The sequence below is a fragment of the Pseudarthrobacter sp. ATCC 49987 genome, assembly GCF_009928425.1.
Taxonomy (GTDB): Bacteria; Actinomycetota; Actinomycetes; order Actinomycetales; family Micrococcaceae; genus Arthrobacter.
Window position 1 is genome coordinate 540,463 of record NZ_JAABNS010000001.1, and the last position, 21,093, is coordinate 561,555.

Genomic DNA, 21,093 nt, shown 5'->3' on the forward strand with positions numbered 1-21,093 from the left:
CCGGCAGCCAAAACACCTGGCGGTCCTGGGGCGGATATCGCTTCCTCCTTGTGCGCAAGGCAGTAGGGTGGTGCAGTTCGCCGTCGAATATAAGGAGCCTTAGTGAAATCGTTTGCGTGTGGAGATGTAGTGCCCGGATGCGAAGCCCGATGGGTTTGTAGTACGGAAGATGAAATCCTGGTCAACGTCGCCGCGCACGCCGCGTCCACGCATGGGCTGGTGGAACTGCCGGCCGAACTCGTCCAGTCGGTCCACAAAGCAATCAGTCCGGTGAGTTGAGCAGTACCGCGGCAGGCGGGCCGTCTCCCGCTGCCGATGCAGCCAGCGGGCCGGACTGGGGTGAGCTCCTGGCGGCCGCCTGCCGCGGAGAAGGCCTGGCCTCGGCTTACCAGCCGATCGTCGACACGTCACGTGGCACGGTGGTGGGCTATGAAGCGCTCGCACGTTTCCCCGGCTTCGCCGAAAAGAACCCCGAGGTGTGGTTTTCTGCTGCCCGTGCCCACGGCAGATCCGCGGAGCTGGAGTCGGCGGCGCTGCGGACGGCGCTCGCGGCCCGTTCCTCGCTGCCCACCAACTGCTTCCTGACCGTCAACGTCTCGCCCGAACTGCTGAGCACCGAGGAGATCCGGAGCGTCTGGCGGGACGAGGGAAACCTGGGCGGCCTCGTCGTCGAGCTCACCGAGCAGACCCCCATCGACTCCTACGTGGGGCTGGAACCGGACCTGAACCAGCTGCGCGCGGCCGGCGCGTTGATCGCCGTCGACGACGCCGGTGCCGGCTACGCGGGATTGCGGCACCTGCTGGCGCTGCGACCCTCGCTGATCAAGATCGACCGTGAACTGGTCCAGGATATCGATCGGGATGAGGCCAAGCGTGCCCTGATCGAGATGCTTGGCACCTTTGCCGGCCGGGTGGATGCGTGGATCCTGGCCGAGGGTGTGGAACGGCTGGAGGAACTCGATACGCTGGTTTCCCTGGGCGTGCCGCTGGTGCAGGGGTATTGCCTGGCCCGGCCGGCGCCGGCGTGGGCGGGCATCGATCTGGATCTGGCCCACCGCCTCGCCTCGAAGCCGCCAGTGACCCGCAAAGCCGTGATTCGCGATGTCCTCGAATCCGCGACGACAGCCGCGACTGCCGCGCTCGCCGCGGAGGCCTTCGCCGGGAACCCCGGGCTTCAGTCGGTGGTACTGATCGGCGACCACCTGCGGCCGGTCTCGGTGCTGGACCCGGTGGCGGCCGGGTTGGGCGTGGTGAGTCCCGGGATGCGCGTGAATCTGGACACCCCCCTGAACGCGGCGCTGGCCCGGTCCATGACGCGGACCGCCTCCAGCCGGTTTGAGCCCCTTTTGGTGACGGATAACGCCGGGCGGTACGCCGGCGTCGCGCGCATGGAACGGATGATTACTGCGCTGGCGGTGCCGGGGGAGTAGCTGGGGCCGCCTGGCCGCTGCCAAGGAGCCGGTCGGTGGCCGCATCGGGCAGCCCGTCGAAGTATTTCGCCAGGACCTCCTGGAAGACACCCGCCCGGGGGTCCGCCCGGAGGAAGAGTGTCATCGAGGAGTGCAGTTTCCGCTCATCGATGCCGCCGAAGATCTGCCCCGCCGTGCGCCCTTCGAGACCGGCCACAGCCCCGGCGCATTCGACCAGCCGAGGACCGAGTACGGGGTGCCGCAGATACGCCTGCGCTTCATCCAACGAGGTCACGGCATACTTCCGGGCAGTCGGGCTCTGCCCGAGCCCGGCGATCTGCGGAAAAACAAACCACATCCAGTGGCTGCGCTTGGAACCTCCGCGGAGCTCGCCGAGGGCGTGCCGGTAAGTTCCGCCCGAATCCTGGGCCGTGACGAACCGTTCCAGGTCGTAGGGATCCCCCACTGTCTCCTCGCTGGTCCCGCGTGACATCAGTCCTCGAATCGTGCCGTGATGTCGGTATCGCCGGCAATGGACGCCACGACTGCTGCCGCGATGTCGCGGATCTTCATGTTCCTGTTGTTGGAGGTATTCCGGAGGATCTTGAAAGCGGCTTCGCGCCCGCACCGGTTCTGGGCCATGATTGCCCCGATGGCCAGGTCGATGATGGTCCGGGACTGCATGGCGGCGGCGATGTCGTCCCGGGATTCCCGGAGCTGGGAGATCCTCAAGGCCAGGAGAAGTGCCCGCGAGGCGTCGGCGCCGAACTGCCGCGCCCGCTCCACATCGTCCGTGGAGAATGCGGCGCTCCGCGTCGAGTAGAGACTGACAACGGCGGAGTTCTCGTCGTCAAGTTCCAACGGAGCCTGGATCATGCTCGCGGATCCGTCGCCGGTGCTGCCCCAGTCGGCGGACGGCTGCTTCCGCCGGTAGACGGTGATCCCGCAGGCCACCTCGAGCTCCGGGCGGGATAATTCTTCCGCCGCCAAGTCGGACAGCCCGGCCAGGAAGTATTCCGCCCCGGACCCTGCCCCGGTGCTGTCCAGCACGAGATCCAGCAGCCTGCCGCCGGTGCCGGCGATGTTCTGCGACGTAGTTGAAATGGTGCGGTTGTCCCGCATGGCTGCCCCCAATTTCCCGGCCGGTCGCTGACAAGGCGGCGGCTTTCCTCCATCCTGTTGCGGGGGGTCCGCCGAAGGTAGGGATGCCCCGTGCAGAATGTCAACGGCAATGGCGTGGAGCTTCGTGTTAGTTGCCCTGGCGGCAACGTGAAGCAGCTCCATGGACCGTTCCCTGCTGTACCGGTTCTGGACCATAATCAGTGCGACGGCGGCGTCAACGATGGCGCGGGATTTCAAGGCGGAGCGGAGATGCTCGGGATAGATTTCCGGGGGGTGGACTTTGAGCGCCAGTCGCAGGATCCGCGAGATGGACAGGGCATGGCGCTCCACCTCCGCAACGGTGGTGCTGTCAAAAACGCCCTTCGAGCGTGCATAGCAGTTCAATGCTGCGGCTGCACCCGGATCCGTGGCGATGGGTACGGCCAGGACCGACACGATGCCCTCGCAGGAGACCGCGGAGGCGTAGTGCTCCCAGCGGTCGTCAGCCGCCACATCGGGAACCCGGACTGTGGTGCCATGCCGCAGGGCCGTGAGGCAGGGACCGTCGTCGAACACGTACTGCTTCTCATCCAGCCGTCTCGCGTCCTCGTCGCTGCTGGCGACGGTGGCCGGAGTGCCGTCCCTTTCCACGGTGATGGCGCACAGCATGGGTTCGGACCCACCGAGACGGGTCGCGGAGATGGTGGTCAGGCCCAGGAGGAATTCGGTGAACCCGGGACTTTCCAGCAGGAGGTCCTGCAGCTGCTCGGGTGTTGGAGATGCGCCGGTACCGGAAACCATGCCGGCCTCAATCCTACGAACGCCTGGACGTCCGTGACGCGTCGGCTCAGCGGCTGCGGACTCTTGATCGCCCGCAGCCCAAATAGCGCACCTCAGCCCCGATCGAGCCCAGATGTCACTACTAGCGACACTACGCCGTGCGGGGGACAGTGAGTATAGGCGCCCCGGCCGGGCCGCCGTATGCTTGAGTCTGCGGCGATGCGCGCCGGCTGTCGACCTGCCGGTATGGACTTCTGAGGTGAAGATGAGCGTCGAACTGCCGCTGGCTGACGAGATCACTGCCGTTTTTGCCCGGGCCACGAGGCTGCTGCTGACGGAAGAAACGGTGGGCCACGCCCTCCGGCTGATTACGGACGCCGCGACTGCCGCGATTCCCGGCGCTATCGGTGCCGGAGTGAGCCTGATCAACGGTTCGGGCCGGCGGCAGACGACCGCAGCGTCCGACGCCGTCGTGGCCGAAGCTGACGCACTCCAGTACGAGCTGGGGGAAGGCCCGTGCATCACGGCCTGGGCGAGCGGGGAAACGGTCCTGGTCGAGGATCTGCCCTCCGACCGGCGATGGTCCCGGTGGGCTCCCGCCGCCGCAGCGCTGGGGATTTCGTCCTCGGTGAGCTGCCCTCTGTTGTCCGGCGGTCTTGCTTTGGGGGCCGTCAAGGTCTACTCGGACGGTGGTCACTTCGCAGGCAACGGCACGGTCCGATTGGCTGAACTTTTTGCCGAACAAGCGACGCTTTTTGTCATCCACACGCACGCCCGGGAGGCTGCCCGGACGCTGAGCGACCGCTTGCAGGAATCCCTTGCGCAGAGGGACACAATCAGCATGGCCAAGGGCCTGCTGATGGCCCGGAACGGAACCAACGATGAAGTGGCCCTCCGGGATTTGATGATGCTGTCGCGGCAGGCGGGGAAGCCCCTGGCCCTGGTCGCGGCAGAACTGCTGGCTGCGGCCAGTCCCTTCGAAAACTGAACGCAGGACGACGGCGTGGCCTTGGGTGACGAGGAGAGCGAGCAGCGGCGGCGATTCGCCGAATCGTTGCGCCATGCCGACGTCAGTACTGAGGAGCTGTGGTTGCGGTACTTCACGCTCGGTGGCCACGCCGGACAGTTCGAGATCGAGGCCTACATCCACGGCGCGATGGCACTGCCCGCACTCCAGCGCGACATCCTCGCGCACGCCCTGAACGAACGACTGGATGAGCTGTACTCCGGGGCGCCGCGGGCGCCGTACAGCGTAGACGGCCGCGATGACGACTGACCTTGGCCTTGCTAGAGTCAGCAACACGGACAGTGATCCCGGGCCGGGCCGGGTCCGCCGCTGACTAACGGGCCACAGGAAGGTGGGCGGCATGTTCGCGTTCTTCACCGAAACCAGCCTGGTGGAAGCCGGGCTGCTGCTCGCGACGTTTGTGCTGTGTTCGCTGATCGGCATCGAGCGGCAGGTCCGGCAGAAGAGCGCAGGCTACCGGACCCACGTGCTGGTGGGGCTTGGCTCGTGCGCCTTCACCCTGGTCTCCGCGTATGGCTTCGCGTTAGTGACGGAGCCCGGAGCTGTCGTGGACCCTTCCCGCATCGCGGCCCAGATCGTAAGCGGGATCGGCTTCCTGGGCGCCGGCGTCATCTTCAAGGGCCGTGACGTGGTCCGCGGCCTCACCACGGCCGCCACCATCTGGGTATCGGCAGCAGTGGGCATGGCCTGCGGAGCCGGCATGGTCTCCCTGGGGGTGGTGCTGACGATCTTCCACCTCATCACACTGTTCGTGATTGCCCCCGCGGTCCGCAGGATCCCCTCTGTGGACCGGAACCGGGTGATGCACATCGATTATGCCGATGGCCAAGGGGTGTTGCGGCAGATCCTTGAAGTCGCCACCACCATGGGGTTCAGCTCGTCGATCCTGCGCACCCGGCGGACCGGGGATGAGCAGAAGCCGATGGTCTCGATGGAGGTGCGGTTCTTCGGGCGCCATCCGCTGCGCAACCTCGTCCTGCCCCTGATGGACCTGCACGGCGTGGCAAGTGTGATCGTGCGGGGTGCCGACTCCAGTGAGGATGACGACGACGATGACGATGAAGCCTGAGCTGCTGCCTCGATCATCACCCCGGGGCACGGGAACAAGACCGCCCGCACCGTGGCTGTGCGGCAGGGCCGGGCGGTGTTGACGGTGGTGCGGGGTGCAAGGATGGGGGCATGCGCTTCTTTGACGATCTTCCGGCGCCGCTGTGCCAGCCCAAGCAGCCGTGCCAGCCCAACTTTGTGCTGCCCCCGTGCGGGGAGTGAGGCTACGGATGCCCGGCAACAGTACGACCCTGGCCGGCAGCATTCGGATCCGGGTGTTGCGGGCCTCCGACGTGGAAGCTATGTGCGCCGCCTACCTGCGGAACCGTGAACACCTGGCGCCCTGGGAGCCGCTGCGGGCAGAGGAGTTCTTCACTGTCGACGGTCAAATGATGAGCGTCCAGTCCAAGCTGGCCCTGTTTATTGCGGGGTCGGATGTTCCGTGGGTCCTGACGGATGGTGAAGCGATTGTGGGGCTGATGACCCTCAGCGGCATCGTCCGCGGGCCGTTCCTCAGCGCCCATCTGGGGTACTGGGTGGACAAGGACTACAACGGACGCGGGATCGGCTCGGCGGCCGTGGCTTTTGCAGTGGACGCTGCGCGGGAGGAGCTGGGCCTGCACCGGCTGCAGGCCGCCACGCTCCAATACAATGCAGCCTCCCAGAAGATCCTGCAGCGCTCGGGGTTCACGGCGATCGGTGTGGCCCCGGCCTACCTCAACATCGCCGGAGCCTGGCAGGACCACATTCTCTTCCAGCGCATTTTGTATTGAGCCCCGGGGCCTGGCGAAAACCTGTGCCAGGCCGTGCGAGACTCTCCTCGTGACGGATGAATCGCTCGGGGCCCTGCACCATGTGGAACTGTGGGTCCCGCACCTGGGCCGCGCCAAGGACGAATGGGGCTGGCTCCTGGCGAGGCTGGGCTACCTCAAGTACCAGGACTGGCCGGACGGGTGCAGCTGGCGGCGGGGCCTGACGTACATCGTCGTCGAGGAATCCCCGGCCCTGAGCAGCCGAACGCACGACCGCACCGCTCCCGGTCTCAATCACCTGGCCTTCAGGGCGGGGACCCGGCCCCAGGTCGATGCCCTGGCGGCAGACGCGCTCGCGCACGGCTGGAGTGAACTGTTCCCGGAACAGTACCCGCACGCCGGCGGCCCGGATCACTTCGCCGCGTACCTGGTGAATTCGGACGGCTTCGAGGCCGAGCTGGTCGCCACGGACTGACGCCTGGCCCGCCGGACCCCGTATAGGGCGCCGGCACACGGCTCGGCGCACCATCCGCAGGATCCGGACTGGCGTACCGATCAGCTCATGAGCCGCGGTGGCACCGTCAGGGACGAAGCCGTCGCGCCGGTAGAAGGCGAGGGCGCGGGGGTTCTGTTCCGCAACCCAGAGGTAGGCGCCGCCGCCGGCCACGGCTGAATCGAGCAGCATTTGGCCTGCCCCGGAGCCGTAGTGGCTGGCCAGCACGTAGATTCCCTGCAGCTCCCAGGGCCGGGGTGCGTCGTCATCGCGTCCGGCCCCGGCGCTCGCCCAGGCGACTATATCCATACCCGCGCAGGCAACCCAGACATTCGAGGCGGCAGCGGAGATGTTGGCGCGCCATTTGTCCTCCCGCGGGCCCTGTTGCAGCCCGGCCAAGTCTTCGGCCGGCAGCAGGTGGGCGCAGCACTCGCGCCAGGCCTGGATGTGCACCCGGGCAATGCCGGTGGCGTCGTCCAGCACGGCGGCCCTGACAGCCAGGTCTGTTGTCATCCGGCAAGAGTAGTACGGGTTGCACCCGCTGATCCGCGGTGCCGGGCCATGAGCCGCGGCCCCGGTTCTTGGCCGTGTTGTTACCCGCGGGTAACATAATCCCCATGCACCTGCTCCTCCGCACGCTTGTCCAGCTGTTCACGTCCTCCCGACGCTCCCCGCTGAGCATCTGGGATACCGCGTCATTGCCGTTGAAGGTCCTGCCGACCGACATCGACATCGCGATGCATGTCAACAACGGAATGTACTTCTCCCTGATGGACCTGGGCCGGTTCGATCTGATGGCCCGCAGCGGCACCTGGAAGGCCATGCGCCGCCGGGGATGGAGTCCCGTGGCGGCGGGGGAGACCATCGCCTTCCGCCGTTCGCTGCAGTTGTGGCAGCGGTACACGATCGAAACGAAGATCATTGGCCTCGACGGGAAGGCCATCTACTTCGAGCAGCGCATGGTGGTGGACGGGGAAATCTACGCCCGCGCCTTCATCGCGACCCGCCTGGTCAGCAAGGGCAAGCCGGTCAGCCAGGAAGAAATCATCCGGGAGTTCGGTGCGCCTCCGGCGGACCTGGAACTTCCCGCCTGGATCCACGAGTGGCGCGAAACCAACGCCCTTCCGGGGGCGCGGCGGCCCGCCCCGCACGCCTGGGCCTAAGCCGGCCTGCGCCTAGGTCCCGACGTCGCGCCGGCCCAGTGCCACCGCGCTGAGCCCCACGAGCGCGGCCGAAATGCCCCACAGCCAGCCCGCGGCCGGCCAGTCCGCCCCGTTGGCCAGCGGGTTGTTGGCGTAGGCCCAGTTGTAGGGGGACAGGTTCAGGAGCCAGTCGACGTCCCTGCTTTGCCGGCCGACCGCGTTGAACACATAGCCCAGTACGCCGACGCCGGCGCCGGCGGCCAGCCCGTAAGTCTTCCGCCCCGTCACCGCGCCGGCGAACAGCGCCGTGCTGCCGGTGAGCATGCTCAGCCCGGCGAACAGCACTGAGGCGCCAAAAAGGTTCTCCGGCTGGATGTTCAACTCCGCGGAATCATTCAGCAGCCGGATGAGGGCGAACACGAGGGCCGCGAGAAGCAGCACGCGCAGCAAGATGGCCAGCGCCCGCTCCAGGACCACCTGCGTGCGGGTCACGCCGTGGGCCAGGGTGAGTTCGAGCTGGCCGGATTCCTCGTCCCCGCCGACTGCCGCCGCGCCCCACGCCACCGAGGCGATGGTCATCAGCAGGAAGCCGATCAGCCCGAACATCGTGGCCTGGGTGTAGCCGGGGCCGGTGGTCACCAGGTCGTAGTTGAGCGCCTTGATGATCTCCGGCGGGAAGGCCTGCACCATGCGCTGCATCTCCGGGCTTGCGCCGATCGAGGGGTAGAGCGGCAGGTAGAGGAAGATCGTGACGGCGAGCCCCGCCGCCCACCCGAGCGTGGAGCGCCAGGGGTCCACGAACGCCCGCGTGAACAGCGGCAGCGGCTTCCTCATCGGCCGCGCCCCTTTCGTCGGCGGCGGCCATTGCCGGTGGCGTCGGCTCCGCCGGTGCCGCTGCCGTTCCCGCGGATCGTTCCATACAGCTCCAATACCGATTCCTCGAGATCCGGTTCCTCCAGCACCAGCTCGGTCAGCCTGAGGGAAGCCAGAACGTGGAGCAGCGGCTGGATGGCGCCGCCCAGGGTCGCGGACAGTTCGACGCCGTCGCCCGACGGCAGCACCTCGAGGTGCCCGATCCCGGGCACCCGTGCCAGCAGCGCGCCGGCGTCGGCCGCCGAAATCCCTGCGGCGGTCAGCCGCACGTGCCGCACCGCGCCTTCCCGCAGGCTGTCCACGGTGGCGACAGTGATGATCCGGCCGTCGCGGAGGATCGCCACTTCGTCGGCGGCCTGCTGGACCTCGCTGAGCATATGGGAGCTGAGGAAGATGGTCTGCCCGTTGCCCTGCGCCTCGCGGACCATGGCAAGGAATTCCTGCTGGACCAGGGGGTCCAGTCCGCTCGTCGGTTCATCCAGCACCAGCAATTCCGGATCATGCATGAAGGCCTGCACGAGCCCCAGCTTCTGCTTGTTGCCCTTGGAGAGCTTGCGGGTGTGGCGGTCCAGGTCCAGGCCCAGCCGCTCGGCAAGGGTATCGATCCTGCCGGGTCTGACAGGGCCGCTGATGTCCGCGTAGTGCGAGAGCAGCTTGCGGCCGGTGATCCGTCCCTCCAGGAACAGTTCGCCGGGCAGATAGCCGATCCGGCGGCGGAGCGCCGGGCCTGCGGTCCGAGGGTTCCCGCCGAGCACTCGCGACGTTCCTGCGGTGGGACGGATGATGTCCAGCAGGCACCTCATGACGGTCGTCTTGCCCGCACCGTTGGGGCCGATCACGCCAAAGACGGAGCCCTTCCCGATCTCGAAGCTGATGCCGTGCAGCACTTCACGGCGGCCGAATTTCTTGGTCAGGGAGTCGACAACAATGGCCTGGCTCGCGGTGTTTCCCGGGTCGTGGGGCATGGCGCCGATGGTAGGCCGCGGCCGCCATGCGGGCTAGGGTCCAAGGACCCCGCGCCGGATGGCCGGGCGCGGGGGAGGGTCGTCATATGCATGTGCCAACAGCGAAATGCGGGGGACAAGGCGCCGCTGCTCGCGTACCGTTGACCCATGGCTACCGTAGACATTACAGGTGAACAGTTCGCATCTACTGTCGAGGACAATGACATTGTCCTCGTCGATTTCTGGGCCGAATGGTGTGGCCCGTGCAAGCAGTTCGGCCCCACATACGCCGCAGTTTCCGAGAAACACCAGGACGTCGTTTTCACCAAGGTGGATACCGAGGCCGAGCAGCAGCTCGCCGCCGAGGCCGGCATTACGTCCATCCCGACGTTGATGGCGTTCCGCGAAAAGGTGCTGGTGTTCTCCCAGCCCGGCGCCCTGAACGCCCAGCAGCTGGAACAGGTCGTTGACGCCGTCAAGGCCCTCGACATGGAAGAAGTCCACGCGCACGTGGCCCGGTCCCAGGCCGAGGCTGCCGCGGCGGTCAGCAAGCAGGACGGCAGCCAGATCCCGGAGGCCTAGTCGCCCCACAGCAACCCGACAAACAACAACGCGGGGTAACGTCGCGCCCATTGACTTATGGGCGCGACGTGACCCCGCGTTGTCTTTGTGACTTTGTCCGGGAGGGCCTAGAGTGTCACGAGTTTGACCGGCTCGGCCAGCAGAGCGCTGAGTGACTCGTTGAGGTCCTGGACCGCGGTGCCTTTCGAGTGCTTGTCCAGGTCCTCCTGCGAGGCCCACTGTTCGGTCAGCACCAGCCGGTCCTCGGTGGCCTCGGTCAGCTCGTACCGGATGCAGCCGGGTTCGGTGACCACCTCGTCGATCGCGATCTCCAGCGCGAGCTTCACACGGAAGAACTCGCCGTCGTTGGGAATGAAGATGGCCTGAAGGTCAATGGGTGCGCTCATGGTTTTCACAATACCGGGCCGCGGCTTCTTGTCCCGAAGATTTCGTAGGACATCCAAGCTTTACTCTTCTTTTGCCGGCCGAGTGTTGGTAGCGTCACATCATGCTTGCATACACAGCTGGGGACACTGACGTCCCGCTGCTCGAGGAAACCATCGGCGAGAATTTCGAACGGATCGTGGCCAGGTTCCCCTTCCAGGACGCCCTGATCGAGGCCGCGGCCGTGCCCGGGGAAGAGGCCCGGCGCTGGAGCTACACCAAACTGAACGACGACGTCGACCGCGTGGCCCGCGCGCTGCTGGCCCTGGGCGTAGCCAAGGGCGACCGGATCGGCATCTGGAGCCCGAACTGCGCCGAGTGGACCATCCTGCAGTACGCGACGGCCAAGACAGGGGCGATCCTGGTCAATGTCAATCCCGCCTACCGCAGCCACGAGCTGGAGTTCGTGGTCAAGCAGAACGGCATGCGGATGCTGGTCGCGGCGCCGTCGGACCGCAACAGCGACTACACCGGCATGGCCCGGCAGGCGCTGGCTGAATGCCCGGAGCTGCGCGAACTCGTTTTCCTTCCCGACGCCGGCCTGCCGGCCCTGACGGCGGGGGTCCCCGAATCGGAGGCGGAGCGGACGTTCGCGGAGCTGCTCAAGCGGGCCGACGACGTCGCCCATGCCGACCTCAAGGCACGGATGGCCGGACTGGACCCGCACGACGCGATCAACCTGCAGTACACCTCCGGTACGACCGGCTTCCCCAAAGGTGCCACGCTCTCGCACTACAACATCCTGAACAACGGCCACTCGATCGGCGAGCTGCTGGAGTACACCGAGCACGACCGGGTGGTGCTGCCGGTGCCTTTCTATCACTGCTTCGGCATGGTGATCGGGAACCTGGCCGCCCTGAGCCACGGCTGCGCCACCATCATTCCGGGCCGGGGGTTCACCCCCGCCGCGGCGCTGGAAGCGGTCCAGGACTTCGGCGGCACGTCACTGTACGGGGTGCCGACGATGTTCATCGCCGAGCTCGCCCTGCCGGACTTCGCGTCCTACGACCTCTCGACCCTGCGCACCGGGGTGATGGCCGGCTCGCTGTGCCCCATCGAGGTGATGAACCGCGTCATCTCCGAGATGAACATGTCCGACGTGGCCATCTGCTACGGGATGACGGAGACCTCGCCGGTGTCCACCATGACCCGCAGCGTGGACACCATGGCCCAGCGCACGGAGAGCGTAGGCCGGACCATGCCGCAGCTGGAGAGCCAGATCGTGGATCCGATGACCGGGGCGGTGCTGCAGCGCGGCGAGATCGGCGAACTGTGCACCCGCGGGTACTCCGTGATGAAGGGCTACTGGAACCAGCCGGACAAGACCGCCGAGGCGATCGATGCCGGGGGCTGGATGCACACCGGGGACCTCGCCCGGATGGACGAGGACGGCTACATCGTGATCGAAGGCCGGATCAAGGACCTGGTGATCCGCGGCGGCGAGAACGTCTACCCGCGCGAGATCGAGGAGTTCCTCTACACCCATCCGGACATCCAGGACGTGCAGGTGATCGGCGTGCCGGATGCCAAGTACGGTGAGGAACTGATGGCATGCGTCATCCTCAAGGCCGGCGCCGCGATGCTGGACGCCGCCAGCCTGGCCGAGTATTGCCGCGGGAAGCTGGCGCACTACAAGATCCCGCGCTACGTCGACGTGCGCGAGAGCTTTCCGATGACCGTCTCCGGCAAGATCCGCAAGGTGGACATGCGGCAGGAAGCTGTATCCCGGCTGGGACTCTGACAGCGCGTTGTATTTTAGTGGGGCGTTAGTGGGCGCGGTGGTCCTGGACGGTCATCCGCGGGCCGAAGGTGGGTTTCCGGAAGCCGCTGAGGGCGATCATCCGGACAACGCGCTGCCGGTGTCCGGCCCATGGAGCCAGCAGGCGGAGCATCCCGGCGTCGTCAGTCCGGCGTCCGGTCAGCGCCGCGCCCACATAGGCCGCGAGGTGGTAGTCGCCCACCGCGATTGAGTCCGGGCAGCCGTGGGTGCGCTGCACCACCTCCGCCGCGGTCCACGCCCCAATGCCGGGAAGGGTCTGCAGCTTTGCGGAGGCCTCTGCCGCCGGGAGCGCGGCGAGCCGTTCCAGCGCGACGGCGGAGCGCAGCGCGCGCATGACGGTCGCCGAACGCTGGGGGCCAACCCCGGCCTGGTGCCATTCCCAGGACGGGATGCGCAGCCACTGCTCGGGGGTGGGCTGGACCATCAGGTTGGCGGGCGCGACAGTACCGGCGCCGGGGGCCGGCGTGCCGAAGCGGTACATCAGATACCGGTAGCCGCGCCGGGCCTCGATCACCGTGACCTTCTGCTCCAGGATCGTGGGCACGAGGGAATCGACCAGGCGACCGGTGGCGGGCAGCCGCACAGCGGGGTTCCGGCGTCGGGCCTCCACAACCATCCGGGGGAGCGTGGCGTGGAACGCCGGCTCGTCAAAGCCGGACCAGTCGTCGTCACGGCCCAGCATCCGCGGCACGGAATCGGCGGCCGCGCCCGCGCCCGGTCCCCAGGCCTGGACGTCGATGGCCGGGTCCTCCGGCGGGCCGGCGGCGGTGAGGCGGAGCGTGGCCGGACCCGACGGCGTGGTGAATCCCAGCCAGAGCCCGTCCGGCGCTGCGCGGATGGACGGGTCGCCATGTCCCCGCAGGAGCGTTCCGATTGTCTGGGACAGGTCGAAGGGGCCGCCCGGATGCCAGCGGAGCGAGGCGTCCGCCGCGGCGGCAAAGCCGGCGGGGACGTCTGCAATGGTCATCCGACCATGATTCCACGAACGCCTGGCAGCGGCCGTATCTGCGGCACCCGGGGCCGGGGCCGTACGGCCCTTAAACTCCCGCGCTGCCGGGGCTAGACTCCGGCTGTGGGACGGGCTGCCTGTGCCTGCCCTTTGGCCCGAATCCTTGTTCTTAGGAGAGTGTTATGGCTGGTGGAGTAGTACATTTTGAGATCCCCGCGGACGACGAGAACCGCGCGCGGGAGTTCTACAGCTCGGTGTTCGGCTGGGGCTTTCAGGTTATGCCGGAGATGGAATACAGCCTGGCGATGACCACGCCGATGGACGAGCATGGCCGGCCGGCGGTGTCCGGTTCCATCAACGGCGGACTGTTCAAACGGGGGGAAGGGCTCACGGCGCCGGTTGTCACGGTGGACGTGGACGACATCGACGCCGCGCTGGAGAAAATCACCGCGCTCGGCGGATCGACGTACCGGGAAAAGTTGGAGGTGCCCGGGTCTGGCTGGAACGCCTACTTCAAGGACTCCGAAGGCAACATTGTGGGACTGTGGCAGAACGCGGCGCCCGACGCCGCCGCGGGCTCCACCGCTGCCGGAAACGACATCGGCGCCTGACGCCGTCGTCGGCGTCCTGCCTTCAGTGCATCCCGGTGGTGAGCCAGAGTGCGACGACCGCGAGCGGGACGGTGAGGACGACGGCGGCGAGGCCGGCGGCCGCGAATCCGCCCCAGCGGATCTCGACGTTGAGCGTGCGGAGCCGTTCGTGCCAGAGCAGTGTGGCCAGCGACGCCCACGGGGTCACCAGCGGGCCGAGGTTCACCCCGATCAGCAGGGCCGCCAGCCGCACCGGCGAGTCTCCTACCGGCTCCAACGCGAGGTAGGCCGGCAGGTTGTTCACTGCGTTCGCCGCTCCGGCCCCCAGGCCCGCAAGCTGCAGCAGTGCCGGGAGGCCCTCGCCCGATCCGGCGATCCTTGACAGGAAACGCGTCAGGCCGTTCGCGTGCAGGGCCTCCACCACCATGAACAGCCCCGAGGTGAGCATGAGCGGGCGCCAGGGAACCATGGACCAGCGCAGCGCAGAGCGGCGCCGGCAGAGGAAAAGACCAAGCAGGACCGCCGCCGCCGCCATCGCAGGGAACTGCACGGGTACACCGGAGACGAGGGCGGGGAGCAGCAGCACCATCACCCCCGACGCCGAGTACAGCAGCACCTTGTCCCGCGCCCTGTGGACGGGCTGCGGTGGGTAGCGGCCGGCCAGGTCCTTCCGGAAGGCCAGCCACAGCAGCCCGATCGGGACCAGGATCCCCACCAGCGCCGGCGCCCAGACGAGGCCGGCGAAGGCGGCCGGGCTGAGGTTCAGCCGGTCCTGGGCCAGCAGATTGGTCAGGTTCGACACCGGCAGCAGCAGGGAAGCGGTGTTGGCCAGCCAGACCGTGGTCAGGGCAAACGGCAGCGGCGGGATCCGGGCGTGGATCGCCAGCAGCACGACGACGGGGGTCACGAGCACCGCCGTCGTATCCAGGGACAGGAACACGGTGGAGACGGTGGCCAGGCCGATCACGAGCAGCCACATCAGGGAAACCCGGCCCCGGCCCAGCGCCGCGAGACGCTCCGTCACGACCCGGAACAGGCCGGCGTCGTCGACCATTTCCGTCACCAGGGACATCGCCACAACGAAGGTCAGCACGGGGACGGTGCGGCCGGCCAGTTCCTGGAAAGCGGGCCAGGGCAGGAGGCCGGTGAGCAGCGCGGCGGTGCCCGCCGCCAGCATCCCGGCAGGGAGCAGATAGCTCTTCAGGGGCTTCAGCCAGCGCCAGCTCGTCACCGCAATATCTTCGCATTCGGCGGCCCCGATGACCGTCCCGACGTGCCTGAATCCGCCCCTGGCGGGTGGAGACGGTAACTTTGTACCTATGAAGTACGCCCAGTCCGTTCTGGACCTCATCGGCAATACGCCGCTCGTCAAGCTCCACCACGTCACCGACGGCATCGGGGCCACGGTCCTGGTGAAGCTGGAATACCTGAACCCCGGCGGTTCAATCAAAGACCGCATCGCGGTGAAGATGATCGAGGAGGCCGAACGCACCGGCAAGCTCCTGCCCGGCGGCACCATCGTGGAACCCACCTCCGGCAACACCGGCGTCGGGCTGGCCCTGGTGGCCCAGCAGAAGGGCTACCGGTGCATCTTCGTGGTGCCGGACAAGGTCGGCGAGGACAAGCGCGCCGTGCTGCAGGCCTACGGCGCCGAGGTCGTGGTGACGCCCACCGCCGTCGCCCCCGACAGCCCGCAAAGCTACTACGGTGTCTCGGACCGGCTGGTCACCGAGATCCCCGGCGCCTACAAGCCCGACCAGTTCTCCAACCCGGCCGCCCCGGCCAGCCACTACGAATCCACCGGCCCGGAAATCTGGCGCGACACGGACGGCCGGGTCACGCACTGCGTGATCGGGGCCGGCACGGGCGGAACCATCACCGGCACCGGCCGGTACCTCAAGGAAGTCTCCGCCGGCCGTGCGGAGTCCGACGGCGGCGTGGTCAAGATCATCGGCGCGGACCCGGCAGGTTCGGTCTACTCCGGCGGCACCGGCCGGCCGTACTTCGTCGAAGGTGTCGGCGAGGACATGTGGCCTGCCAACTACGACAAGGCCGTCCCCGACGACGTCATCGCCGTGAGCGACGCCGACTCCTTCGAGATGACGCGCCGGCTGGCCCGCGAGGAGGGCCTGCTCGTGGGCGGTTCCTCCGGCATGGCCGTCGTCGCCGCCCTGCAGGTCGCCAAGGACCTGCCGGATGATGCCGTCGTCGTCGTGATCCTGCCGGACTCCGGCCGCGGCTACCTCGCCAAGATCTTCAACGACCAGTGGATGCGCTCCTACGGCTTCCTCGCCAGCGGGGACGAAGCCTCCGTGGGCGAGATCCTCAAGGCCAAGACCGGGGAGCTGCCGGACCTCGTGCACATCCACCCCAACGAGAGCGTCCGCGACGTCATCAACATCATGAACGAGTACGGGGTCTCCCACATCCCGGTGCTGTCGCAGGAGCCGCCGGTGGTGATGGGCGAGGTCCTCGGCGCCGTCGACGAGCGCACCCTGACCGCGAAGCTGTTCCGCGGTGAAGCCAAGCTCTCGGACAAGATTTCCGAACACATGGAGGCCCGGCTGCCGGTGATCGGCTCGCTCGAATCGATCTCGACGGCCCGCGAACTCCTCTCCGACGCGGACACCCTGATGGTGACCTTCGTCGGCGCTCCGGTGGGGATCCTGACCCGCCACGACCTCCTCGCCTACCTGAGCAACTGACCCCAGCAACTGGTTTCAGCAATTGACCCGGATGCCGGAACGCCCTCCCAGGGGCGCCCCGGCCGCCGGCCGAAAGGAACGCATATGTCTTTGCCAGAAAGCTCTTCCGCCAAAACCGCCGGGTTCAACACCCGCGCCGTGCACGCCGGCCAGGAGTTCGAGCCGCGCACCGGCGCCGTCGTGCCGCCCGTGCATTTCTCCACCACCTATGCCCAGGAAGCGATCGGCGTGCTGCGGGCCGGCTACGAATACGGCCGCGGGACCAACCCCACCCGTGACTCGCTGCAGGAACAGCTCGCAGCGCTGGAAGGCGGGACCGCCGCGTTCTCCTTCAGCTCCGGCCTCGCCGCCGAGGACTCCATGATCCGCGCCCTCACCCGGCCCGGCGACCACATCGTGCTCGGCAACGACGCCTACGGCGGCACCTACCGGCTGATTGCCCGGGTGCTGGGGGAGTGGGGCATCGGCAACACCCCGGTGGACATGTCCAACCTTGACGCCGTGGCGAAGGCCGTGGCAGCTGGGGGGTCGAACGGCGGCAAGACCCGGCTCGTCTGGGTCGAGACGCCGTCGAACCCGATGATGAAGATCACCGACATCGCGGCCCTGTCCAAGGTGGCGCACGACGCTGGTGCCCTCCTCGTGGTGGACAACACCTTCGCCTCGCCATACCTGCAGAACCCGCTGGCCCTCGGCGCCGACGTCGTGGTTCACTCCACCACCAAGTACATCGGCGGACACTCCGACGTCGTCGGCGGCGCCATCATCGTCAACGACCCGGAGCTGGCGGAGAAGATCGGCTTCGTGCAGTTCGCCGTCGGTGCCGTCTCCGGCCCGATGGACGCGTTCCTGACCACCCGGGGCCTGAAGACCCTCGGCGTGAGGATGGACCGGCACAGCGACAACGCCCAGGCCGTAGCGGAGTGGCTGCTGCAGCGGCCCGAGGTTGAGGCCGTGCTGTACCCGGGCCTGCCCTCACACCCCGGGCACGAGCTCGCGAAGAAGCAGATGAAGAAGTTCGGCGGGATGATCTCCGTGCAGTTCAAGGGCGGCGAAGCCGCGGCACGCAAGGTGGCCGAGTCCACCTCCGTGTTCACCCTCGCGGAGTCCCTTGGCGGGATCGAATCCCTCATGAACTACCCCTCGGAAATGACGCACGCCTCGGTCAAAGGCACTGAACTGGCCGTCCCGGTCAACCTGATCCGGCTCTCCTGCGGCATCGAGGACGTCGAGGACCTCATCGCCGACCTGGAGCAGGCGTTCGCGCAGATTGCCACCGCCGGTGAGTCAGGCAGCTAACCACCCGTGACCACCACCACCGCCAGGGCCACGCCCTCCACCACCCGCGGCTGGCTCGCGACGGCGGCCGGCGCGCTCGCCGTCGTCGTCGCCCTGGTGGTGCTGTACTCGGCGTACATCCCGCTGATGAACGACTTCGAGGTCTACTTCTACGGCGGCAACCGGGTGCTGCAGTCCGGCGAGACCGGCGTCAACGAGCTTTACGCGGCGCGGGACGGGCTGCCGTTCACGTACCCGCCCTTCGCCGCGCTGCTGTTCGCCGCCCTGGCGACGCTGGGCCAAAGCGGCGGCAGCCTCGTGTTCATCACGACCGCGCTGCTGGGCGCCGCAATCGTGTCCGCCTGGCTCGCACGGCACTACTTCCGCCTCGGCAGCTGGCGGAACGCGTTCGCCGACTGGCGTTTCCGGGCCCTGGCGCTGGCAGGCACCGCGGCGATCCTGCTCCTGGGGCCGTGGCGGGACACCTTCGACTTCGGCCAGATCAACATCATCCTGATGGGCCTGATCCTCGGCGACTTTGCGCTCTTCGGGAAAGCCCGGGCGGGGCAGATCCGCTGGCCCGCAGGGCTGCTGATCGGCATCGCGGCGGGCATCAAACTGACCCCGCTCGCGTTCGGGCTCTATTTCCTGGTCCGCCGCGACTTCAAGGCCCTCGGCTGGATGGCCGCCGGCTTCTTCGGCTCGATCGGCCTGGCCTGGGCCGTACTGCCCACGGCCTCACTGACCTTCTGGACCAAGATCCTGCCCGACACCGGACGGATCGGCGGGCCGGCGTACGTGGACAACCTCTCGGTCAAGGGCCTGCTGCTGCACCTGGGACTGCCGGATTCCGGCCTGACGAGCCTGTTGTGGCTCGCGTTGTCACTGGCCCTGGCCGCGACAGCCGCGCTCGTGATCAAGTGGGCGGTGGCCGCCGAGGAGAACTTCGTCGCCGTCTCCGCCACCGCCGTGCTGATGCTGCTGGTCAGTCCGGTGTCCTGGTCCCACCACTGGGTCTGGATGGCCGTTGCCCTGCCCAGCATGGGCTTCGCCATCCACCGGGTGCCGTCCCGCAACGGACGGATGCGCCTGGCCGGGTGGATCATCGTCACGTTCTCGGCCCTGTCCTTCTACCTGACGCCCAAGTACCTGTCGGTCATGGCAGGAGCGGCCGAGTGGGGCAAGGACCCGCAGACCCAATGGCAGCTCATCGTGGCCAGCCTCGGGGTGCTCTGCGGCATCGCCATGCTGGTCTACTGGGCCCTGGCCTACCGGCCGTCCCGCGCCGCGCTCCGCCCCTAGCTTTCTTGAAGGAAGGCAGCTAGGGTCGTCCGCGTGGCACTTCGATCCGACTGGTCCCAGCGGAACTGCAGCATGGCCCGCGGCCTGGACATCCTTGGCGACCCGTGGGGCATGCTGGTCCTGCGCGAGGTCTTCTTCGGCAACGGCCGTTTCGACTCGATGAAGGCCCGGCTCGGGGCAGCGGATTCCGTCCTCACCAGGCGCCTCGCAGCCCTCGTTGACGCCGGGCTGCTCACCCGCCGGCCGTACGACGGCGGCCGCGCCCGCCAGGAGTACGTGCTCACCGCCAAAGGTGAGGACGCGCTGCCGGTGCTCAACGCCCTTGTCATCTGGGCCGAAAAATACCTCCCGGCCCCGTCCGAGCAGGCCCACATGTTCGTGATCCACTCCACGTGCGGCCAGCGCACCACCTCCGCTGACACCTGCACATCCTGCGGGGAGCGGCTCACGGCGGACAACACCAGCTGGCACAGCCTGACCCGCACCGCCGAGCCCGTGGCCCTCGCCACCGCCCCCACGACACAGCAGAACGGAACCGCGGCATGAGTGCTCCCGAAACCACCCCTCGGCAACGCCTCCACCCGGCCCCCAAGCGCCGCCTCCACCCGGCCTGGGTGGTTGCCGCCGTCGCGTTCCTGGCGCTGGTCGGCGCGGCCGGCTTCCGTGCCGCGCCCGGCGTGCTGATGGTGCCGCTGCAGAGCGAATTCGGCTGGTCCACCACGGTGCTCTCAGCCGCGGTCAGCATCAACCTGGTGCTCTTCGGCCTCACGGCACCGTTCGCCGCGGCCCTCATGGAACGGTTCGGAATCCGCGCCGTCACGTCCGTCGCGCTCGTGCTGATCGGGGCCGGCAGCGCCCTGACCGTGCTGGTCAACCAGTCCTGGCAGATCCTGCTGACCTGGGGCCTGCTGATCGGGCTCGGGACAGGATCCATGGCGCTGGTCTTCGCCGCCACCATCGCCAACACCTGGTTCGTCAAGAGCCGCGGGCTGGTGATCGGCATCCTCACCGCCGGCAGCGCCGCGGGCCAGCTGGTCTTCCTGCCGTTCATCGCCGCGCTCGCCCAGGATCCGGGCTGGCGGCAGGCCTCGCTGCTGATCGCGGCCGGCGCGCTGGCTGTGGTGCCGCTCGTGTTGAAGTTCCTCAAGAACTCACCCGCCGACGCCGGTGTGCTGCCGTACGGCGCCGGCGCCGGCGCCGGGGAATCCGGGGAGGCCGGGGGTGCCATCGCTGCAGACGCGGCGCCGAAAGCCCCGGGGGAGCCCGCGGAACCGAGCCGGAACGCCGCCGTGCGGGCGCTGCAGGTGCTCAAACGGGCCAGTAAGGTCCGGACCTTCTGGGCCCTCGTCGCCGGGTTCGCGATCTGCGGCGCCACGACCAACGGGCTGATCGGCACACATTTCATCCCGTCTGCCCACGACCACGGCATGACCCAAACCACGGCGGCGGGCCTGCTGGCCGTCGTCGGAATCTTCGACATCGTCGGCACCATTGCCTCCGGCTGGCTGACCGACCGCTACAACCCGCGGATCCTGCTGGCCGTCTACTACCAGTTCCGCGGGATCGGCCTGCTGGTGCTGCCGCTGCTGCTCAGCGCCACCGTGCAGCCCAGCATGATCGTGTTCGTCGTGATCTACGGTCTGGACTGGGTGGCCACCGTCCCGCCAACCGCCGCGATCTGCCGCCAGGTGTTCGGAGCCGACGGCAGCGTGGTGTTCGGCTGGGTCTTCGCCGCCCACCAGCTCGGCGCTGCCGCTGCGGCGCTGGCTGCGGGCGCCATCCGGGACGCCACGGGCCAGTACACCTATGCCTGGTTCGGCGCGGCCGCGATGTGCACCATCGCCGCCGTCATCAGCGCGACCATCCGCAAGGACGCCGGCAAGAAGGACGTAATCCCGGTACCGGCGTAGCGGCTC

23 protein-coding genes and 1 pseudogene are annotated in these 21,093 nt (G+C 67.9%); 16 read left to right on the plus strand and 8 right to left on the minus strand.

The features are described 5' to 3' along the window. Positions 1–102 precede the first annotated feature (102 nt). Both GXK59_RS02560 and GXK59_RS02565 read left to right on the plus strand, forming a co-directional pair. Positions 103–279 carry a DUF1059 domain-containing protein gene (locus tag GXK59_RS02560; protein ID WP_160664143.1) on the plus strand — a complete coding sequence of 59 codons (177 nt, stop codon included), beginning with the start codon at positions 103–105 and terminating at the stop codon, positions 277–279. Further along, the gene (locus GXK59_RS02565; RefSeq protein WP_160664145.1) at positions 276–1,430 is read left to right on the plus strand and encodes an EAL domain-containing protein; all 1,155 of its coding nucleotides are present in this window, start codon (positions 276–278) and stop codon (positions 1,428–1,430) included. Before GXK59_RS02560 ends, GXK59_RS02565 begins: the two co-directional genes overlap by 4 nt. On the opposite strand, the gene GXK59_RS02570 is transcribed toward GXK59_RS02565, so the two are convergent. Both GXK59_RS02570 and GXK59_RS02575 read right to left on the minus strand, forming a co-directional pair. Further along, positions 1,402–1,875 carry a DUF1810 domain-containing protein gene (locus GXK59_RS02570; protein ID WP_160668949.1) on the minus strand — a complete coding sequence of 158 codons (474 nt, stop codon included), beginning with the start codon at positions 1,873–1,875 and terminating at the stop codon, positions 1,402–1,404. The two genes, GXK59_RS02565 and GXK59_RS02570, sit on opposite strands and share 29 nt — an antisense overlap. A 26-nt stretch (positions 1,876–1,901) precedes the next feature. Next, a complete protein-coding gene (locus GXK59_RS02575) occupies positions 1,902–3,311 on the minus strand; it encodes an ANTAR domain-containing protein (protein ID WP_160664147.1) in 1,410 nt (469 codons plus the stop codon). A 244-nt stretch (positions 3,312–3,555) separates the two neighbouring features. On the opposite strand from GXK59_RS02575, the gene GXK59_RS02580 reads away from it, so the two are divergent. The 5 genes from GXK59_RS02580 to GXK59_RS02600 all read left to right on the plus strand — a co-directional run bounded on the left by GXK59_RS02580 (position 3,556) and on the right by GXK59_RS02600 (position 6,591). Next, positions 3,556–4,278 carry a GAF and ANTAR domain-containing protein gene (locus GXK59_RS02580; protein WP_160664149.1) on the plus strand — a complete coding sequence of 241 codons (723 nt, stop codon included), beginning with the start codon at positions 3,556–3,558 and terminating at the stop codon, positions 4,276–4,278. Between the two features lie 15 nt (positions 4,279–4,293). Beyond that, positions 4,294–4,566 carry a hypothetical protein gene (locus tag GXK59_RS02585; RefSeq protein ID WP_160664151.1) on the plus strand — a complete coding sequence of 91 codons (273 nt, stop codon included), beginning with the start codon at positions 4,294–4,296 and terminating at the stop codon, positions 4,564–4,566. A gap of 91 nt (positions 4,567–4,657) precedes the next feature. Further along, positions 4,658–5,386 carry an MgtC/SapB family protein gene (locus GXK59_RS02590; protein WP_160664153.1) on the plus strand — a complete coding sequence of 243 codons (729 nt, stop codon included), beginning with the start codon at positions 4,658–4,660 and terminating at the stop codon, positions 5,384–5,386. A gap of 208 nt (positions 5,387–5,594) precedes the next feature. After that, a complete protein-coding gene (locus GXK59_RS02595; protein WP_160664155.1) occupies positions 5,595–6,137 on the plus strand; it encodes a GNAT family N-acetyltransferase in 543 nt (180 codons plus the stop codon). Between the two features lie 49 nt (positions 6,138–6,186). After that, entirely contained in the window at positions 6,187–6,591 is a 405-nt protein-coding gene (locus GXK59_RS02600; RefSeq protein WP_202129241.1) for a VOC family protein, read from the plus strand. 123 nt (positions 6,592–6,714) lie between these two features. On the opposite strand, the pseudogene GXK59_RS20835 reads toward GXK59_RS02600, so the two are convergent. Beyond that, positions 6,715–7,122, minus strand: a pseudogene (locus GXK59_RS20835) (GNAT family N-acetyltransferase); the annotation flags it as partial. Positions 7,123–7,226: 104 nt separating this feature from the next. Here GXK59_RS20835 and GXK59_RS02610 point away from each other — a divergent pair. Next, on the plus strand, positions 7,227–7,772 hold the full coding sequence (locus GXK59_RS02610; RefSeq protein WP_160664157.1) for an acyl-CoA thioesterase: 546 nt from the start codon (positions 7,227–7,229) through the stop codon (positions 7,770–7,772). Positions 7,773–7,784: 12 nt separating this feature from the next. Here GXK59_RS02610 and GXK59_RS02615 read toward each other — a convergent pair whose 3' ends face one another. Both GXK59_RS02615 and GXK59_RS02620 read right to left on the minus strand, forming a co-directional pair. Further along, positions 7,785–8,585, minus strand: a complete 801-nt coding sequence (locus tag GXK59_RS02615; RefSeq protein ID WP_160664159.1) for an ABC transporter permease subunit — start codon at positions 8,583–8,585, stop codon at positions 7,785–7,787. Continuing rightward, positions 8,582–9,589: an ABC transporter ATP-binding protein gene (locus tag GXK59_RS02620; RefSeq protein ID WP_160664161.1), complete on the minus strand. Its 1,008-nt coding sequence runs from the start codon at positions 9,587–9,589 to the stop codon at positions 8,582–8,584. Before GXK59_RS02620 ends, GXK59_RS02615 begins: the two co-directional genes overlap by 4 nt. Before the next feature lie 147 nt (positions 9,590–9,736). Here GXK59_RS02620 and trxA point away from each other — a divergent pair, with 147 nt between their 5' ends. Further along, positions 9,737–10,150: a thioredoxin gene (trxA, locus tag GXK59_RS02625; protein ID WP_160664163.1), complete on the plus strand. Its 414-nt coding sequence runs from the start codon at positions 9,737–9,739 to the stop codon at positions 10,148–10,150. Between the two features lie 107 nt (positions 10,151–10,257). Here trxA and GXK59_RS02630 read toward each other — a convergent pair whose 3' ends face one another. Beyond that, positions 10,258–10,536 carry a putative quinol monooxygenase gene (locus tag GXK59_RS02630; protein ID WP_160664165.1) on the minus strand — a complete coding sequence of 93 codons (279 nt, stop codon included), beginning with the start codon at positions 10,534–10,536 and terminating at the stop codon, positions 10,258–10,260. A 101-nt stretch (positions 10,537–10,637) separates the two neighbouring features. Here GXK59_RS02630 and GXK59_RS02635 point away from each other — a divergent pair, with 101 nt between their 5' ends. Further along, positions 10,638–12,314: an AMP-binding protein gene (locus tag GXK59_RS02635; protein WP_160664167.1), complete on the plus strand. Its 1,677-nt coding sequence runs from the start codon at positions 10,638–10,640 to the stop codon at positions 12,312–12,314. A 25-nt stretch (positions 12,315–12,339) separates the two neighbouring features. Here the strand turns inward: GXK59_RS02635 and GXK59_RS02640 are convergent, their stop codons facing one another. Beyond that, positions 12,340–13,320, minus strand: coding sequence for a DNA-3-methyladenine glycosylase family protein (locus GXK59_RS02640; RefSeq protein ID WP_160664169.1), 981 nt, complete (start codon positions 13,318–13,320; stop codon positions 12,340–12,342). A gap of 164 nt (positions 13,321–13,484) precedes the next feature. On the opposite strand from GXK59_RS02640, the gene GXK59_RS02645 reads away from it, so the two are divergent. Further along, on the plus strand, positions 13,485–13,913 hold the full coding sequence (locus tag GXK59_RS02645) for a VOC family protein (RefSeq protein WP_160664171.1): 429 nt from the start codon (positions 13,485–13,487) through the stop codon (positions 13,911–13,913). Positions 13,914–13,935: 22 nt separating this feature from the next. Here the strand turns inward: GXK59_RS02645 and GXK59_RS02650 are convergent, their stop codons facing one another. Continuing rightward, positions 13,936–15,069, minus strand: a complete 1,134-nt coding sequence (locus GXK59_RS02650) for an SLC13 family permease (RefSeq protein ID WP_160668951.1) — start codon at positions 15,067–15,069, stop codon at positions 13,936–13,938. Positions 15,070–15,211: 142 nt separating this feature from the next. Between GXK59_RS02650 and GXK59_RS02655 the strand changes: the two genes are divergently transcribed. The 5 genes from GXK59_RS02655 (at position 15,212) to GXK59_RS02675 (ending at position 21,087) form a co-directional block, all read left to right on the plus strand. After that, on the plus strand, positions 15,212–16,597 hold the full coding sequence (locus tag GXK59_RS02655) for a cystathionine beta-synthase (RefSeq protein WP_160664173.1): 1,386 nt from the start codon (positions 15,212–15,214) through the stop codon (positions 16,595–16,597). A gap of 84 nt (positions 16,598–16,681) precedes the next feature. After that, a complete protein-coding gene (locus tag GXK59_RS02660; protein ID WP_160664175.1) occupies positions 16,682–17,896 on the plus strand; it encodes a cystathionine gamma-synthase in 1,215 nt (404 codons plus the stop codon). 6 nt (positions 17,897–17,902) lie between these two features. Further along, a complete protein-coding gene (locus tag GXK59_RS02665) occupies positions 17,903–19,177 on the plus strand; it encodes a glycosyltransferase 87 family protein (protein ID WP_237393764.1) in 1,275 nt (424 codons plus the stop codon). 33 nt (positions 19,178–19,210) lie between these two features. Further along, the gene (locus tag GXK59_RS02670) at positions 19,211–19,723 is read left to right on the plus strand and encodes a winged helix-turn-helix transcriptional regulator (protein ID WP_160664177.1); all 513 of its coding nucleotides are present in this window, start codon (positions 19,211–19,213) and stop codon (positions 19,721–19,723) included. Then, positions 19,720–21,087 (plus strand): MFS transporter, encoded by a 1,368-nt coding sequence (locus tag GXK59_RS02675; protein WP_160664179.1) that lies wholly within the window; start codon positions 19,720–19,722, stop codon positions 21,085–21,087. Before GXK59_RS02670 ends, GXK59_RS02675 begins: the two co-directional genes overlap by 4 nt. Positions 21,088–21,093 lie beyond the last annotated feature (6 nt).

What these genes read in the sequence shown, in the direction of transcription:
- GXK59_RS02580 (WP_160664149.1), top strand. Translation starts at nt 3,556, where the DNA reads ATGAGCGTCGAACTGCCGCTGGCTGACGAGATCACTGCCGTTTTTGCC.
- GXK59_RS02620 (WP_160664161.1), bottom strand. Translation starts at nt 9,589, where the DNA reads ATGCCCCACGACCCGGGAAACACCGCGAGCCAGGCCATTGTTGTCGAC.
- GXK59_RS02635 (WP_160664167.1), top strand. Translation starts at nt 10,638, where the DNA reads ATGCTTGCATACACAGCTGGGGACACTGACGTCCCGCTGCTCGAGGAA.
- GXK59_RS02650 (WP_160668951.1), bottom strand. Translation starts at nt 15,069, where the DNA reads ATGCTGGCGGCGGGCACCGCCGCGCTGCTCACCGGCCTCCTGCCCTGG.
- GXK59_RS02660 (WP_160664175.1), top strand. Translation starts at nt 16,682, where the DNA reads ATGTCTTTGCCAGAAAGCTCTTCCGCCAAAACCGCCGGGTTCAACACC.
- GXK59_RS02645 (WP_160664171.1), top strand. Translation starts at nt 13,485, where the DNA reads ATGGCTGGTGGAGTAGTACATTTTGAGATCCCCGCGGACGACGAGAAC.
- GXK59_RS02615 (WP_160664159.1), bottom strand. Translation starts at nt 8,585, where the DNA reads ATGAGGAAGCCGCTGCCGCTGTTCACGCGGGCGTTCGTGGACCCCTGG.
- GXK59_RS02675 (WP_160664179.1), top strand. Translation starts at nt 19,720, where the DNA reads ATGAGTGCTCCCGAAACCACCCCTCGGCAACGCCTCCACCCGGCCCCC.
- GXK59_RS02640 (WP_160664169.1), bottom strand. Translation starts at nt 13,320, where the DNA reads ATGACCATTGCAGACGTCCCCGCCGGCTTTGCCGCCGCGGCGGACGCC.
- trxA (WP_160664163.1), top strand. Translation starts at nt 9,737, where the DNA reads ATGGCTACCGTAGACATTACAGGTGAACAGTTCGCATCTACTGTCGAG.
- GXK59_RS02630 (WP_160664165.1), bottom strand. Translation starts at nt 10,536, where the DNA reads ATGAGCGCACCCATTGACCTTCAGGCCATCTTCATTCCCAACGACGGC.
- GXK59_RS02610 (WP_160664157.1), top strand. Translation starts at nt 7,227, where the DNA reads ATGCACCTGCTCCTCCGCACGCTTGTCCAGCTGTTCACGTCCTCCCGA.
- GXK59_RS02590 (WP_160664153.1), top strand. Translation starts at nt 4,658, where the DNA reads ATGTTCGCGTTCTTCACCGAAACCAGCCTGGTGGAAGCCGGGCTGCTG.
- GXK59_RS02575 (WP_160664147.1), bottom strand. Translation starts at nt 3,311, where the DNA reads ATGGTTTCCGGTACCGGCGCATCTCCAACACCCGAGCAGCTGCAGGAC.
- GXK59_RS02655 (WP_160664173.1), top strand. Translation starts at nt 15,212, where the DNA reads ATGAAGTACGCCCAGTCCGTTCTGGACCTCATCGGCAATACGCCGCTC.
- GXK59_RS02595 (WP_160664155.1), top strand. Translation starts at nt 5,595, where the DNA reads ATGCCCGGCAACAGTACGACCCTGGCCGGCAGCATTCGGATCCGGGTG.